Below are 15,213 nucleotides of genomic sequence, written 5' to 3' on the forward strand. Positions count from 1 at the left end.
TTATCCTTGTGCGTCAGAAGGCAGGAAGGGCTCGCCGAGCGTCAGCATCAGGCGGTTGGCCCAGGCGAAGAAGGCGGTTGCCTGGATCAGATCGAGCAGCGCTAGCGTATCCAGCTGCTGGTCGCGCAGCGCCTGAAGCTGGCTCTGGCTGGCCGCCGGTGGTGTAACGGAGAGCGAGGCGGCGAAGTCGATCTCGGCGGCCCAGCGCGGCGACTGGCCGTGCGACAGCACCGCGCCGGGCGCGACGTTAAGCAGTTTCTGCACCGCATCGTGATCTTTCGCCAGCTGCGACGCCTTGCGCGCGTGAACCGAGGCGCAGTAGATGCAGCCGTTGATCTTGCTCGCCACCGTCGCCGCCAGTTCGCGTTCGGCACGCGGCAGCCCGCCCGAGGTGTAGAAGATGCCTTTATCGGTCAGGGTGCGCTGCTCCAGCACCGGCTGATTGCGCGCCAGCAGGCGGAAATAGTCGGAGTCGCTGTGGCCGAAGCGCGCCAGCAGCGCCTGCTCTTCGGCGCTGAACGCTGCCAGCGGCTTCGCCGCCAGCCAGGGCTCCCAGCCGAGCTCCGCCTGGGTAAACGCGGTGGGCGCGGTCTGGCCGCTGGCGGTCTGCGCGGCGGTGTGCCAGCGGCCCGCGACGACGGCGGGAGACGGGCCGCTGCGCTCTTCGCCCTGCAGCAGGCGCAAACCGGCCAGCAGGCGGCTCTGAAAGCTGATAAAGCCGACCAGCTGCGCCAGCGTCACCACGCCGCGCTCGCTCCAGCCTGCGCGGCGCAAGGCTTCAATATGCGTCGGCGCGGCGGCCACCGGCTCAACGGTCAGGCGCTGCGCAAAATCGCGCGCCTGCTGATGGCGCGCGTTATCGCTCAGCGGCTGATACGCCGGATGGGCGGCATAGTGGGCGCGCAGCCGTTCAGCGCCGTGCCATTCGGCCACCTGCGCCGCCAGTGCCAGGCGCTCGGCCAGCGGAAAATCGTGCTCCTGCTGGCTAAACAGCACCTCGTAGCTGCCCTGGGCGTGGCGGGTAGCGGCATCGCGCGTGGCCCGCGCCTGCGCCAGGGCGCTGGCGGGATCGATATCGGCCAGTTCAGCCAGCAGATCGTAAGAATGGGTCATAGCTTCTCCTGAGCGCCGTGCGTGCGCAGCCAGGGCGCAAGCTGTTCGGCAATAAGTTCGATGGAGCGCAGCGTATCGGCGGGCGACGGCTCGACCGAGTGCACCTGGAAAGAGATATCGGTGACGCGCGGCAGCACGCTGTCCTGCGCCAGCGAGGCGCGCACCGTGACGGCGTCACCGATGTGGGCATCGAACTGGGCGAAAAGATCGTCCAGCGAGTCGCCGCGCAGCGCATGGCCAGCGGCGCGGTACTGCTGCGCCTGCTGGCGGATGCCCGGCTCCGCGACGCGGCGCGCATAGCTGTCTGAGTCGGCGACAAAGGCGGTGCGCGAAGCAAGTATGCGTGGTGCCACCCCGGCGGGCAGCGCGTCGAGGTAGGCGTCGATAATCGGGTTCTGTATCGCATCCAGCGGCAGGCCGGGATCGCTGGCGGGGCGCGGCTGGGTGCGCGACAGCATCAGCCCGTGTCCGGCGGCGCCAGCGCGCGCGGCGCCCTCGGCGGAAAAGGTGGCGATCCAGACGCGCTGCGCCAGCTGCGGCGCGGGGGGATAGAGATGGTTGTCGGGATGGGCCAGCGAATCGCCGCGCCAGGCGCCGAGCAGCTGATGCAGGTTATCGGCGAAGGCGGCGGCGCGCTGGTCGAAGGTCAGGCCGAACGGCAAAAAAGCGTCTGGCGTGCCGCCAGAGCCCAGACCGATCTCCAGCCGTCCTTCAGCCAGCAGATCCAGCACCGCCGCATCCTCCGCCACGCGCAGGGCGTTCTCCATCGGCAGGGTGATAATCGCCGTGCCGAGGCGCAGGGTGCGGGTCTGCGCGGCGACGTGCGCCAGAAACACCAGCGGCGCTGGCAGGCCGCCTTCCGCCTCGTGGAAATGGTGCTGGGCGATCCAGGCGCTGTCGAAGCCGAGCCGTTCGGCGTGCTGGATCTGTTCGGTCGCCAGGCGGTAGCGCTGCTGCGCAGGCACCTTATCCAGCAGCCGGGTGAAAAAGCCAATGCGTCGCCTCATGCGGAAGCCCTCATACGCGGAGTGAAATGCGGAATAGCGGCGATCAGTTCGCGCGTATAGGCGTGCTGCGGGGAGGCGAACAGGGTGACAACGTCACCGCTTTCCACCACTTCGCCTGCACGTAATACCGTGACGCTGTCAGCCATGTGGCGCACCGTCGCCAGATCGTGGGTGATAAACAGGTAGGTGAGTCCCCGCTCGTTTTGCAGCTGTTGCAGCAGCAGCAGGATCTGCGCCTGAACGGTCACGTCGAGCGCCGAGGTCGCCTCATCCAGCACCAGAATGTCGGGGTTGAGGATCAGGGCGCGGGCAAGGGCGACGCGCTGGCGCTGGCCGCCGGAGAGCTCGCGCGCGCCACGCGCCAGCAGTTCGGCAGGCAGCGCCACGCGCTCGGCGACCGCTTCAGCCCGCCGCCGCCGCTCAGCGGCGCTGAGCCGTTCGAAATTGCGCAGCGGCTCCTCGATGATCTGCAGCAGCGTCTGGCGCGGATCGAGCGAGGCGAACGAGTTCTGATAGACGAACTGAATTTTACGCCGCAGGTGGCGCAGCGCTTCGCCGCGCAGGTCGCCGACGGGGACGCCGTCCAGCGTCACGCTGCCGCTCTCCGCCTGTTCGAAGCCGAGCAGAATGCGCGCCAGCGTGGTCTTACCGGAGCCGGATTCGCCTACCAGCGCGTGCGTCGAGGCGCGCGCCACCTGAAAACTAACGTTGTGCAGCGCCTGCAGCCGCCTGTTTTTACCGAGCGTAAAACTTTTGCTGACGGCGGTGGCGCTAATCGCGGGCGTCGCCAGCCGGTCGGGCGCGCGCCGTGCGACGCGCTGCGGCGCCGCATCACGCAACAGCTGGCGGCTATAGGGATGCTGCGGCGCGCCGACCAGCTGCGCGGCCGGTCCCGACTCCTGAATCTCGCCGTGGCGAAATACCATAATGCGATCCGCGCGCTCGGCCGCCAGCGCCAGATCGTGGGTAACGAACAGCACGGCGGTGCCGGTCTCGCGACGCAGCGCGTCGAGCAGATCGAGGATGCGCTTCTGCACCGTGACGTCGAGCGCGCTGGTGGGCTCGTCGGCGATAATCAGATCCGGGCTGAGCGCCAGCGCAATAGCGATCAGCACGCGCTGCTTCATGCCGCCTGACAGCTGGTGCGGATAGTGATCGACGCGCTGCTGAGGATGGCTCAGCCCGACGCGCGTCAGCAGCTCCACCACGCGGCGGCGACGCGCGTCGCCGCTGAGGGCGGTATGCAGGCGCAGGATCTCCTCGACCTGCGCGCCAATGGTTTTCACCGGGTTAAGGGAATTGCCCGGGTCCTGCGGCACCAGGCTGATGCGCGCGCCGCGCAGCCGATCGAGCCGCTTCTGCGACCAGGTGGCGATATCTTCGCCGTTGAGGCGGATCTCACCGCCGTCGCGGCGGCCGTTCTCCGCCATCAGCCCGATAATCGCCTGCGCGGTGGTGGTTTTGCCGGAGCCCGATTCGCCCACCAGCGCCACCATTTCTCCGGCCCGGAGTTCAAAGCTGACGTCATGCACCACCTGACGCCACTGATGCCCGCTGCGATAGCTCAGGCTGAGATGTTTCACCGCCAGCAGCGGCGTGGATGCGCTCATTGGCGACCTCCTGCAATCTGAATGCTGATGCGACTGGCGGCCAGCACCACGGCGATCACCAGCAGGCCGGGGAAAGTGGTCAGCCACCATGCGGTAGAGAGATAGTTGCGGCCTTCGGCGATTAGCAGCCCCCATTCGGGCGCGGGCGGCGGCGTGCCGTAGCCGAGAAAGCTGAGCGTTGAGAGCGCGAGGATCGCCTGGCCAAACTGCAGCGCGGCGAAGGCGATCACCGGCGTCAGCGCGTTAGGCAGAATATGGCGGCGCAGCACGGCGAAAAAGGTGCCGCCGCTGCCAAAAGCCGCCTCGACGTAGTCGCTGTGGCGGATGCGCACCACTTCGCCGCGCGCCAGCCGGGCGAAGCTGGCGATTGACGCCACGCCCACCGCCAGCGCGGCGTGCAGCGTGCCGAAGCCGAGCAGGATCAGCACGCTCAGCGACAGCAGCAGAGAAGGGATGGCGAGCAGCACGTCGACGGCGCGCATAATGAGCATCTCGGTTTTACCGCCGCTGGCCCCCGCCAGCACGCCGAGCGCGGTGCCCGCCGTCAGCCCCATCGCCACGGCGATCAGCGCGGCGGAGAGCGACGCCGAAGCGCCGTAAACCATACGCGCCCAGAGATCGCGTCCCAGCTGATCGGTGCCGAGCCAGTGCCCCGCCTGCGGCGCCAGACGCTGAGCCCCGGCGATGCCTTCGGTGGCGCTAAAGGCGGTAAAAAGCGTGGGCGCGAAGGCGGCGCCTGCCGCCAGCAGGATCACCAGCCACGCCAGCCATAACCCTGGCTGCAGGCGCAGCGTCCGGCGTCCGCCTGAGGCGCGGCGCGCGGCGGCGTAGTCCACAAGGCTCACAGGGCACCTCCCGCCGCGCGATTCAGGCGCGGATCGAACAGCGGCATCAGCAGATCCACCAGCAGGTTGATTACTACGAAACCGAGCGCAGAGATCATCACCACCGCCTGCAGCACCGCGACATCCTGGTTGTTTACCGCCTGCTGCGTCAGCTGGCCGAGGCCGCCAAGGCCGAATACCGTTTCGGTGATCAGCGCGCCGGCGATCAGCTCGCCCAGCAGCAGCCCGGCGATGGTCAGCACCGGCAGCATGGCGTTGCGCAAGACGTGACGCCACAGCACCCGGCTTTCGCTTGCGCCTTTGGCGCGCGCCACCGCCACAAAGGGCTGCGTCGAAACCTCATCAATGCTGCGCAGCAGGATCTGCGCCAGCGGCGCGGAGATCGGCACCGCCACCGTGACGATGGGCAGCAGCATTCCCTGCCACGGCGAAGGATTGATGACCGGTATCCAGCGCAGCTGGAAAGAGAAGATCTGGATCAGCGCGATGCCGAGCCAGAAGGTCGGAACAGAGACAAGTAGCGCGGGGAACGACTGCAGCAGCGAACGCAGGCCGCGCAGCGCTGGCAGATGCGAGAGGGCCGCCAGCGCGAACGCCAGCAGCGTCGCCAGCAGAAATCCGCACAGCGCCAGGCGCAGCGTGCCCGGCAGATTATCGGCGATTTGCGCGCTCACCGGCACGCCCGCCTGCACCGAAAAGCCGAAGTCGCCGCGCAGCATGGCGAACAGCGTATGCAGATACTGTTGCCACAGCGGGCTGTCCGCGCCGTAGGCGAGGCGCATCTCCGCTATCTGCTGGGGGCTCAACCCCAAATCGGGGTTCTGAAACTTAATCAGCACCGCGTCGCCGGGCAGCACCTGCAGCAGCAAAAAAGAGAGGGTAAAGGCCGCCCAGAGCACCATCAGGCCGCTCCCCAGCCGTTGTAGCAGAGAGTGTCGCATCATTTATCCCGCCTCAATGTTTTTCCAGCCAGGCGCCGTAGAACGCCGGGCGGCCAACCGCTTCAAAGCGCACCCCTTTCAGCCAGGGCGCGCCAGCAAACACCTGCGGCTCCTCGAAGATCGGAATGACGTAGGCGTTGTCCAGCAGGTAGCGCTGGGCGTCGCCGGTGAGCTGCAGGCGCTTCGCCGGATCGACCTCGGCGGAGATCGCCAGCAGCAGCGCGTTGAGCCTGTCGTCGCGGAAGCTCTGCACCTTGTCGCTGGAGCCGCCTTTTTGCAGCAGCGCGTCGCGGTTGCTGGGGTAGAACTGGCTTTTGATGACGTCGGGATCGGCGCGGCCCACTTCCGAGACGGTCAGCGGGGTTTTCAGCGGATCGAGGCTGTCGAGGGTTTTACTGCCCGCGTCGCCCGCTTTTACCGTCAGCGCCACGCCGACCTGACGCCACTGCTGGGCAATCAGCTGCAGCACCTCTTTGTTCTGCGGCTGCGGCAGGGATTCATAGATGGTCAGCGCCAGCGGCTTGCCCGCCCTGGCGCGGATGCCGTCGGCACCGGCCTGCCAGCCCGCTTCGTCCAGCAGCTTTTTCGCCTGTTCCGGGTCGAACCTCAGCCTGTCGCTGAGATCGACAAAGCCCGCTGCGCTGGCGGCGATCACCGATTTAGCCTGCGGGTAGTTGGGCGAAAAGAGGGTATCGACCACCTGTTTCGCGTTGGTGGCGTGCAGCAGCGCCTGGCGCACGCGCAGGTCGCTCACCAGCGGGTTGTCGGGACGGAAGCTGATGCTGTCGTTGACGCCGCGCGTCGGCGCCGCGTAGAGCGGGAAGTGCTGATCTTTCGCCTGCTTCTCGTCATAGGCCTGCACCTGGCGGATCACATCCGCCTGGCCCGCCAGCAGCGCGCCGATGCGCACGCTGTCTTCCGGCGTGACGATGATTTTGATGCCGTCAAGATTGGCGGGTCCCTGCTGCTGACCGTTTTTCGGCCCCCACTGATAGCCTTTGCGCGCGATCAGGTCGACCTCGCGGCCCAGCTTTTCGTCGCTGACCACGAAGGGACCGGAGCCGATAATATGGCGCGCGTCGCCGAGCTGGTCGAAATTACGCGCGAGGGTGCTGAGCGAAACCAGACCGGAACCGATGGTGGCGGTGCCCTGTAAAAATCCGGGCGAGGGCTTTTTGAAATAGAACTTCACCGTCAGGGGATCGATCACTTCGCTGTGGTCGTAGTTATTAATCACCTCAGAGACCGGCAGGCGCTGCGCTTTATTACCCAGACCGTAGGTGTCGAAGTTTTTCGCCACCGCATTGGCGTCCAGCGGCGTGCCGTCGGAGAAGGTGACGCCGGGCCGCAGCGTAAAGGTATATTCGGTTTTATCCGCATTGCTGCTCCAGCTCTCGGCAATCCAGGGTTCGACCTGCAATGTTTCCGGGTTCTGCCAGGTGAGCTTATCGGTGATTTGATTCAGGATGCCGCCGTTGGGATAGAAGCCGCCCGCAGGCGGATAGAGATTGGTGTGCGCCTGCTGCTCAAGATAGATCAGCGTGCCGCCTTTTACCGGCGTCTCCGCCGCGTGAACGGTAATGCTCCCTGCAAGCAGAGCCAGTGCCAGCGCGCGCGGCAGTGGCGAAAAAGTAGAACGCGTCATGTGAATTCCTTTGTTATCAACTGCCTTAAAAGGCGGAATTCATCATCGGACGCGGCGCAGGCCAAATGAACCAACGAATTGCGCAAAGCTTATCTGGAAATAACAAATAACGGCGGATTAAGGAGGAGAGCGTAATTCGCCAGAGAGGATAGGTTTTATTATTTCTCTCGCTATCCGCTTTTATTTATTTCAGGAGCGCACTGCCCGGCAGAAATAACAGCTGCTATGCCATTTTTCGCGATCCTTTTTCCATATTTGTTGTTTTACGAATTATTCGCCTCGCTCCACACTGGGTCGCAACGGAATATCAGTGAGGAAAGGTGAATGTCATATCGTCTGAGTCTGTTAGATAAAGCGCCGGTGCTTGCGGATGAGCCGGCCAGCAGCGCGTTACAGCGCACGCTGCAACTGGCGCAGCAGGCGGAACGCTGGGGCTATCACCGCTTCTGGCTGGCCGAGCACCACAACACCGCGCAGCTGGCGAGTCCGTCGCCGGAGGTGCTGATCGCCTGGATTATCGCCCAGACAGGGCATATTCGCGTCGGCTCCGGCGGCGTAATGCTGCAGCACTACAGCCCCTATAAAGTGGCGGAAAACTTCAACCTGCTGGCGTCGCTGGCGCCAGGCCGCATCGATCTCGGCGTCGGCAAGGCGCCGGGCGGGCTACCGCTGTCGACCCGCGCGCTGCAGGCGGGCGTGGACGCGCAGGCGAAAGGCAGTTTCGCCGAGCAGCTGAAGCAGCTGGGACAATGGCTTGACGCGCCGCAGCGCGCCGCGGACGACGGCGAGGCGCTGCACGCCACGCCGCTGCCGCCGCGTCCGGCTAACCGGTTTTTGCTGGGCGCCAGCGAAGAGAGCGCCGCGCTCGCCGCGCAGCAGGGGTGGCAGCTGGTCTTCGCCGCCCATCTCAACGGCGATCGTCAGCTAATGGAGAACACCCTCGGCACCTACCATCGTCTGAGCGGCCTGCGCGCGCTCGTCGCGGTGCAGGTGGTGGTGGCAGACTCCCCGGCGGAGGCGGATCTGCTGGCCAGCGGCCTGCGTCATTTTCACGTTAAGGTTAATGGCGGGCAGGGCGTCAACGTCGCCAGCCTTGAGCAGGCGGAGCGCTATGTGCGTCAGGGCGGCTTTAGCGACTACGTTATTGAGCCGCGTACGCCGTCGCTGCTGAAGGGCACCGCCGCGCAGGTGCATGCCCAGCTGGATGCGCTACAGCAGCACTACGCCGTCGACGAATTTATTATCGACACGCCAGTTGCCGAACCGAAAGCGCGCCTTCGCTCGCTTGAGCTGCTGGCGACGCACCATCTGGTCGCGGCCTGACCCTGGCGGAGAGAACCATGAGCACATTCGATTCCCAGCTGATTGCGTGGCGTCGCGAGCTGCATACCTGGCCGGAGCTGTCCGGCAAGGAAGAGGCGACCACCGCGCGCCTGCGCGCCTGGCTGCAGGCGGCAGATATTCCGCTGCTCGACTATCCGCTAAAAACCGGGCTGGTGGCGGAGATTGGCCAGGGCGAATTGCTGATTGCGCTGCGCGCCGATATCGACGCGCTGCCGGTGCATGAAGCGAGCGGGCTGGCCTTTCACTCTCGCCATTCCGGCGTGATGCACGCCTGCGGCCATGACGTGCACAGCGCGGTGATGCTGGGCGCGGCGCTGCTGCTGAAGCAGCATGAGAAGGCGCTGAAGGGGCGCGTGCGCATTCTGTTTCAGCCCGCCGAGGAGATCGCCGCCGGCGCGCGGCAGTTTATTGACGCCGGGGTGCTGGAAGGGGTACAGGCGATTTTTGGCATGCACAACGAGCCAGGTCTGCCGACCGGGGTGTTCGCCACGCGCGGCGGCGCGTTCTACGCCAACGCCGACAAGTTTATTATCCGCGTCAGCGGCAAAGGGGCGCACGCGGCGCATCCCGAAGAAGGCGTCGACGCGATTGTCGCCGCCAGCCAGATTATCCAGGGGCTGCAAAGCCTGACCAGCCGCAGCTTCAATACCCTCGACAGCCTGGTGCTGAGCGTCACGCGCATCGATGCGGGCAAAACCTGGAACGTGCTGCCCGGCAGCGTTGAGTTCGGCGGCACCGCGCGCACGCACGACCTCGACGTGCGCGCCGGGCTCGAGGCGCGCGTACGGGCGCTGGTGACCCATTTCGCCGAGGCGGCGGGCGCGCAGGCGACGCTAAGCTGGCATGCTGGTCCGCCGGTGCTGGTCAACGATCCGGAATGGGCGCGCTTTTCTGGCGAAATCGCCGAACAGGCGGGCTACCGCGTGCAGACCGCCGATCTGCACCTCGGCGGCGAAGATTTCGCTTTTTATCTACAGCAGACCCCTGGCGCCTTCGTCAGCATCGGCAGCGCCAGCGCGTTTGGCCTGCATCACTCTGGCTTTAATCCCGACGAGGCGCTGATCGCGCCCGCCGCCCGCTACTTCGCGCAGCTGGCGCAGCACGCGCTGCAGCGGCTCAGCGCGCGATGTTGCGACGCCATCCTGACCTGATCCCCTGAACTGAACGGCGCTCGCGCGAGCCGACAGGCCGCGCGAACGGCACCGCTGCAACCAAAAAAGAGAGCACATCATGACCACGAGAGAGCTTCGACTGGGCACCATCCTGCATGGCGCATCCGGCAATATGTCCGCATGGCGCCACCCCGCCGCGCAGGCGGACGCCAGCATCAGCTTCGACTATGCGAAGCGTATTGCGCGCAAGGCGGAAGAGGGCAAGCTCGATTTCCTGTTTGTCGCCGACGGCCTCTATATCAATGAAAAATCGATTCCCCACTTTCTCAACCGCTTCGAGCCGCTGACGCTGCTGTCGGCGCTGGCGGGCGTGACCGAACATCTCGGGCTGGTGGGCACCGTATCCACCTCCTACAGCGAGCCCTTTATTACCGCGCGCCAGTTCGCCAGCCTCGATCATCTCAGCGGCGGCCGCGCGGGCTGGAACGTGGTGACCTCGCCGCTGGAGGGCTCGGCAAAAAACTTTTCCCGCAGGCAGCATCCCGAACATGCGCTGCGCTACCGCATCGCCGACGAGTATCTCACCGTGGTGAAGGGGCTGTGGGACTCATGGGAAGAGGGCGCCTTCGTGCGCGATAAGGCGAGCGGCAAGTTTTTCGAGCCGGGCAAGCTGCACGCCATCGACCACCATGGCGACTTTTTCCAGGTGGCCGGGCCGCTGAATATCCAGCGCACGCCGCAGGGCCGTCCCATCCTCTTCCAGGCGGGCGCCTCCGACGATGGCAAGAAGCTGGCGGCGCGCCACGCCGACGCGATTTTTACCCATCAGCCGACGCGGGAGGAGGCGCAGGCGTTCTATCGCGATGTGAAGCGCCAGCTGGTGGAAAACGGCCGCCAGCCGGAGGATCTGCATATTTTCCAGGGGGTCAGCGTGATCGTCGGCGAGAGCGCCGAGGATGTAGAGCGGCAGTACCAGACCACCGCCGCGCTGGTGTCGATCCAGGACGCGCTCAACTATCTGGGCCGCTTTTTTGACCATCACGACTTCTCGCAGTATCCGCTGGATGAACCTTTTCCGGAGCTGGGCGATATCGGCCAGAACAGCTTCCGCAGCACCACCGACGAAATCAAACGCAAGGCGCGCGAGCACGGCCATACGCTGCGCCAGGCGGCGCTGGAAGCGGCAACGCCGCGCCCGCTGTTCCACGGCACGCCGGAGCAGGTGGCGGACGGCCTGCAGCAGTGGTTCGAAAATTTCGCCACCGACGGCTTCATCATTCAGGGCGGCACGCCCGACACCTTTGAGCGCTTCGTCGATCGCGTGGTGCCGGTGTTGCAGGCGCGCGGTCTGACGCGACGCGACTACCCCGGCACCACCCTGCGCGCCAGCTTTGGCCTGAAGGAACCGGCTAACCAGTTCTCACAACAATAAGAGCACCTTCGCTATGCAGAACAAGAAAACCCTTATCGCCCTGCTGTTGCTGGCGACGTCCGGCGGCGTCTATGCCGAAGAGACCCACGTCGATTACAACGGCCAGCGCGTCAGCCTCGAAGCCAATAAAGCGCCGATTAATACCGCGAAGAATGACCAGGCGGTGGCGCAGCTGCCGGCCGGCCATCACTTTGTGGTGCCAGGTTCATTTACCGTGGCGGTCGCGGCGCAGAACTCGCCGCCGCTGACGGTCTTCTCTGACGACAATAAAACCCTGCTCGGCAGCGAGGTCGACATCGCCCGGCTGGTAGCCGACAGCCTCGGCCTGAAGCTCAACGTGGTGCCGACTTCGTGGGAAGACTGGCCGCTCGGCGTCGCCTCGGGCAAGTATGACGCCGCTATCTCCAACGTCACCGTCACGAAAGAGCGTAAAGAGAAGTTCGATTTTGCCACCTACCGCCGCGACACCCTTGGCTTCTACGTTAAGGCCGACAGCAAGATCAAGGCGATCGCGACGCCGGAGGATATCGCCGGGCTGCGCATTATCGTCGGCTCCGGCACCAATCAGGAGGCGGTGCTGCTCGCCTGGGATAAAGCCAATCAGGCGAAGGGGCTGAAACCTTTCACGCCGATCTACACCAAAGATGACGCCACCCAGACGCTGGCGCTGCAGTCGGGCCGCGCCGACGCTTACTTCGGGCCGAACGTGATCGGCGCGTGGAAGGCGGCGCTGACCGGCAAAACCCGCCTGGTGGGCAGCTTCGACGGCGGCTGGCCGAAGGTGGCGCATATCGCGGTGACGGTGAAAAAGGGCAGCGGGCTGGCCGAGCCGATCAATACCGCGCTTAACGGCGTGATCCAGAACGGCGATTACCTTAAGGTGCTCAACCGCTGGGGCGAAGGCGTCGAGAAGATCGATCGTTCCGAAATTAACCCGCCGGGCCTGGGCGACTGAGAGGTGAACCATGAGCCAGCAATTTTTTCGCGACGTGTCGCCGGAAGCGCCTGAGCTGCAGCCGATCCTGAGCGGACTTTTCGCCTTTTACGCCTCGCGCTATGGCGACTTCTTCCGTAATCACCAGGAAGTCGAGAAAACCGAATGGTATCTGCCGCCGCGCGGCCTGTTTATCGTGCTGGAGCGCGACGGCGAGATTATCGCCATGGGCGCCTACAAGCCCTTTGATGAGGAGACCGCCGAGCTGAAGCGCATCTGGACGCGCGGCGATCTGCGCCGTCAGGGGCTGGCGCAGTTAGTGGTGCAGGAGCTGGAGCGGCGCGCGCGGCGCGCCGGTTACCGGCGGCTCTATCTCACCACCGGTTTCCGTCAGCCGGAAGCAGTGCACCTCTACAGCACTTTCGGCTATCAGCCGCAGTTCGATCTCAGCGGCGATCTGGAGCGCTACGGGCAGCCGCCCTATGACGGCCGTCTGCGCTTTACCAAAGTGATCGACGTTAACCACGTCGCTCAGGCGAGTTAAGGAGGCAACATGAGCAGGGAACATCAACAGTTGAAAGTAGTGCCGGCGCGCTATCCCGCCCGGACCGTTGGGGCGATTGTTGCCCTGTTTATTCTGGCGGGCGTGGTGGAGTCGGTGGCGCTGAATCCACGCTGGGAGTGGGGCGTCTTCGCCCGCTGGTTCTTCGATCCGGTGATCCTGCACGGCCTGGGGCAGACGCTGCTGCTGACGCTGCTCGGCACCGTTTTTAGCCTGATTTTCGGCGGCCTGCTGGCGCTGGCGCGCCTCTCGTCATCCTGGCTGCTCAGCACGCTCGCCTGGGGCTATATCTGGCTGTTCCGATCGCTGCCGCTGATCGTGGTGCTGATTATTCTGTATAACTTCTCCTACCTTTACGACACGCTCTCGTTCGGCGTGCCCTTTACCACGCTCGCCTGGGGCCATTTCCAGACCATTAACGTGCTGGGTCAGTTTCCGGCGGCGGTGATTGGCCTGACGCTGGTGCAGGCGGCCTACAGCGCGGAGATTATTCGCGGCGGCTTTCTCGGCGTCGATCACGGGCAGACGGAGGCGGCGTCGGCGCTCGGCCTCTCAGCGACGCGCCGCACCTTCCGCATCATTCTGCCGCAGGCGCTGCGCGCCATTATTCCGACCGCCTTTAACGAAATCATCAGCCTCGCCAAAGGCACGGCGATGGTTTACGTGCTGGCGATGCCGGAGCTGTTTTACACCATTCAGATGATCTACAACCGCAACCAGGAGGTGATCCCGTTGCTGATGGTGGGCGCAGCCTGGTATCTAATCATCACCACGGTGCTGTCGGCCATCCAGCACGGCGTTGAACGCTGGCTGGCGCGCAGCGTCACCCGCGATCCGCAACCTTCGCGCTGGCGCCAGTGGCGCAGCCGCCTGAACCCCCTTGCCGCAAATGAGGAGATACGCCATGTCCGAAGCCATTGATTACCGCCAGACGCACGCCACCGGCGCCATCAGCATTACCGGCGTCAGCAAAAGCTACGGCCGCCACAAGGCGCTGGACGACGTGTCGCTGGAGCTGGCGCCCGGCTCGGTGACGGTAATTGTCGGACCGTCCGGCTCCGGCAAGTCGACCCTGCTGCGCACGCTGAATCATCTGGAGCGCGTCGATGAGGGGTTTATTCAGATCGACGGCGATTATATTGGCTACCAGCGGCGCGGCGACAGGCTCTATGAGCTGAAGGAGAAGGCGATTTTGCGCCAGCGCGTCAACGTCGGCTACGTGTTCCAGAACTTCAACCTCTTTCCGCACCTCACCGTGCTGGAGAATCTGATCGAGGCGCCCATCGCTCATCGCCAGCTGTCGAAACGTGACGCGGTCGCGCGCGCCGGAGAGCTGCTCGATATCGTCGGGCTGCGCCATAAATCCGGCGCCTGGCCGCGCCATTTGTCCGGCGGCCAGCAGCAGCGCATCGCCATTGCGCGCGCCCTGATGCTGAACCCGCGCGTGATGCTTTTTGACGAGCCTACCTCGGCGCTCGATCCCGAGCTGGTGGGCGAAGTGCTCGACGTCATCAAAAAGCTGGCGCGTTCGGGCACCACGCTGGTGATTGTGACGCACGAGATCGGCTTCGCGCGTGAAGTGGCGGATAACGTGGTGTTTATGGTGGATGGCAAAATTGTCGAGCAAGGCAGCGCGACCCAGGTGCTGAGCAATCCGCGCCATGAACGCACGCGCCGCTTTCTTGCGCGCGTGCTATAGGACAGAGATGATGAGAGCCTCTTTACTTGCCCTGCTGCTGCTCGGCGCGCTGCCGCCTGCGCTATCGGCTACCCTCGACGTCACGCAGAATGAGACGCCGATTGCGGCCCCGGCCAATCCGCAGGCGATCGCCAGGATCCCGCCGGGCTTCCATTTTGTTGAGCCGGGCTACCTGACTGTCGCCACCACCAATACCAGTTCGCCACCGCTGGGGCTGCTGGCGTCAGACAATAAAACGCGTATCGGCAGCGACGCCGACTTCGCGCGGCTGCTGGCGGACAGCCTGGGGCTGAAGCTGCATCTGGTGCCCGCCTCCTGGGAGGACTGGCCGCTCGGCGTGACCGCCGGACGCTATGACGTGGCGATGTTCAACATCGCGGTGACGGAAGAGCGCAAGAAGAAGTTCGACTTCGCCACCTACCGCGCCGATGGCCATGCGTTTCTGGTGAAGGCGAGCAGCCCCATCAACAGTATCAACAAGGCGGAGGAGGTTGCGGGACTGCGCATTATCGTTGGCTCCGGCACTAACCAGGAGCGCATCCTGCTCGGCTGGGACGCGCAGAACCGCGCCAGAGGGTTAAAACCGGTGACGCCGGTCTATCTCACCGACGAGGCGGCGGCGACGCTGACGCTGCTGTCAGGACGCGCCGACGCGCTGTTCGGCCCGCAGTCGATGGCGGCCTGGAAGGTGGCGTCGCGCGGCGATACCAGAATTGTCGGCTATGGCCCGGTGCGATCCTGGGTGGCGGTCACGACGAAGAAAGGGAACGGTCTGGCGGAGGCGTTACAGACGGCGATAAACGGCACCATTTCGGGCGGTCAGTATCAGCAGGTGCTAAACCGCTGGGGCGAGCAGAATGAGGCGATTGCGACATCAACGGTAAATCCGCCAGGAATTGTTTACTGAAACAGGGCGGCGCTGCCGCTGGCGTCTCACTGGCGAAAAGAGCCGCCTCACAGGCGGCTTGT

General features: G+C 64.8%; 14 protein-coding genes. 8 read left to right on the forward strand and 6 right to left on the reverse strand.

The genetic code is table 11. From position 1 onward, the window contains the following. From ACR6A7_RS04815 to ACR6A7_RS04840, 6 genes are read right to left on the reverse strand one after another with little or no spacing between them, the layout of a single operon-like run. A complete protein-coding gene (locus tag ACR6A7_RS04815) occupies positions 1-1,113 on the reverse strand; it encodes an alkylhydroperoxidase domain protein (RefSeq protein WP_434123689.1) in 1,113 nt (370 codons plus the stop codon). Continuing rightward, positions 1,110-2,120 (reverse strand): putative FMN-dependent luciferase-like monooxygenase, encoded by a 1,011-nt coding sequence (locus ACR6A7_RS04820; RefSeq protein ID WP_434123690.1) that lies wholly within the window; start codon positions 2,118-2,120, stop codon positions 1,110-1,112. The genes ACR6A7_RS04815 and ACR6A7_RS04820 overlap by 4 nt, the downstream gene beginning before the upstream one ends. Then, the gene (locus ACR6A7_RS04825; protein WP_434123691.1) at positions 2,117-3,730 is read right to left on the reverse strand and encodes a dipeptide ABC transporter ATP-binding protein; all 1,614 of its coding nucleotides are present in this window, start codon (positions 3,728-3,730) and stop codon (positions 2,117-2,119) included. The genes ACR6A7_RS04820 and ACR6A7_RS04825 overlap by 4 nt, the downstream gene beginning before the upstream one ends. Beyond that, a complete protein-coding gene (locus ACR6A7_RS04830) occupies positions 3,727-4,575 on the reverse strand; it encodes an ABC transporter permease (RefSeq protein ID WP_434123692.1) in 849 nt (282 codons plus the stop codon). Before ACR6A7_RS04830 ends, ACR6A7_RS04825 begins: the two co-directional genes overlap by 4 nt. Next, positions 4,572-5,516, reverse strand: a complete 945-nt coding sequence (locus ACR6A7_RS04835) for an ABC transporter permease (protein WP_434123812.1) — start codon at positions 5,514-5,516, stop codon at positions 4,572-4,574. The genes ACR6A7_RS04830 and ACR6A7_RS04835 overlap by 4 nt, the downstream gene beginning before the upstream one ends. Positions 5,517-5,529: 13 nt before the next feature. Beyond that, the gene (locus tag ACR6A7_RS04840) at positions 5,530-7,161 is read right to left on the reverse strand and encodes a TIGR04028 family ABC transporter substrate-binding protein (protein WP_434123693.1); all 1,632 of its coding nucleotides are present in this window, start codon (positions 7,159-7,161) and stop codon (positions 5,530-5,532) included. A gap of 324 nt (positions 7,162-7,485) precedes the next feature. Between ACR6A7_RS04840 and ACR6A7_RS04845 the strand changes: the two genes are divergently transcribed. From ACR6A7_RS04845 to ACR6A7_RS04880, 8 genes are all read left to right on the forward strand, one after another. Further along, positions 7,486-8,484, forward strand: a complete 999-nt coding sequence (locus ACR6A7_RS04845; RefSeq protein WP_434123695.1) for an MsnO8 family LLM class oxidoreductase — start codon at positions 7,486-7,488, stop codon at positions 8,482-8,484. A gap of 17 nt (positions 8,485-8,501) precedes the next feature. Then, complete coding sequence (locus tag ACR6A7_RS04850; protein WP_434123696.1) at positions 8,502-9,656, forward strand: amidohydrolase; 1,155 nt, start codon at positions 8,502-8,504, stop codon at positions 9,654-9,656. Between the two features lie 79 nt (positions 9,657-9,735). Then, complete coding sequence (locus ACR6A7_RS04855; RefSeq protein WP_434123697.1) at positions 9,736-11,049, forward strand: LLM class flavin-dependent oxidoreductase; 1,314 nt, start codon at positions 9,736-9,738, stop codon at positions 11,047-11,049. Between the two features lie 13 nt (positions 11,050-11,062). After that, a complete protein-coding gene (locus ACR6A7_RS04860; RefSeq protein ID WP_434123698.1) occupies positions 11,063-12,004 on the forward strand; it encodes an ABC transporter substrate-binding protein in 942 nt (313 codons plus the stop codon). A gap of 10 nt (positions 12,005-12,014) precedes the next feature. Next, positions 12,015-12,527 (forward strand): GNAT family N-acetyltransferase, encoded by a 513-nt coding sequence (locus tag ACR6A7_RS04865; RefSeq protein WP_434123699.1) that lies wholly within the window; start codon positions 12,015-12,017, stop codon positions 12,525-12,527. Between the two features lie 9 nt (positions 12,528-12,536). Further along, positions 12,537-13,466, forward strand: a complete 930-nt coding sequence (locus tag ACR6A7_RS04870; protein ID WP_434123700.1) for an amino acid ABC transporter permease — start codon at positions 12,537-12,539, stop codon at positions 13,464-13,466. Next, positions 13,450-14,244 (forward strand): amino acid ABC transporter ATP-binding protein, encoded by a 795-nt coding sequence (locus ACR6A7_RS04875; protein ID WP_434123701.1) that lies wholly within the window; start codon positions 13,450-13,452, stop codon positions 14,242-14,244. Before ACR6A7_RS04870 ends, ACR6A7_RS04875 begins: the two co-directional genes overlap by 17 nt. Positions 14,245-14,254: 10 nt before the next feature. Next, entirely contained in the window at positions 14,255-15,151 is an 897-nt protein-coding gene (locus tag ACR6A7_RS04880) for an ABC transporter substrate-binding protein (protein WP_434123813.1), read from the forward strand. Positions 15,152-15,213: the final 62 nt, after the last annotated feature.

Origin of the sequence: Pantoea phyllosphaerae (assembly GCF_051025595.1) — a bacterium.
Taxonomy (GTDB): Bacteria; Pseudomonadota; Gammaproteobacteria; order Enterobacterales; family Enterobacteriaceae; genus Pantoea.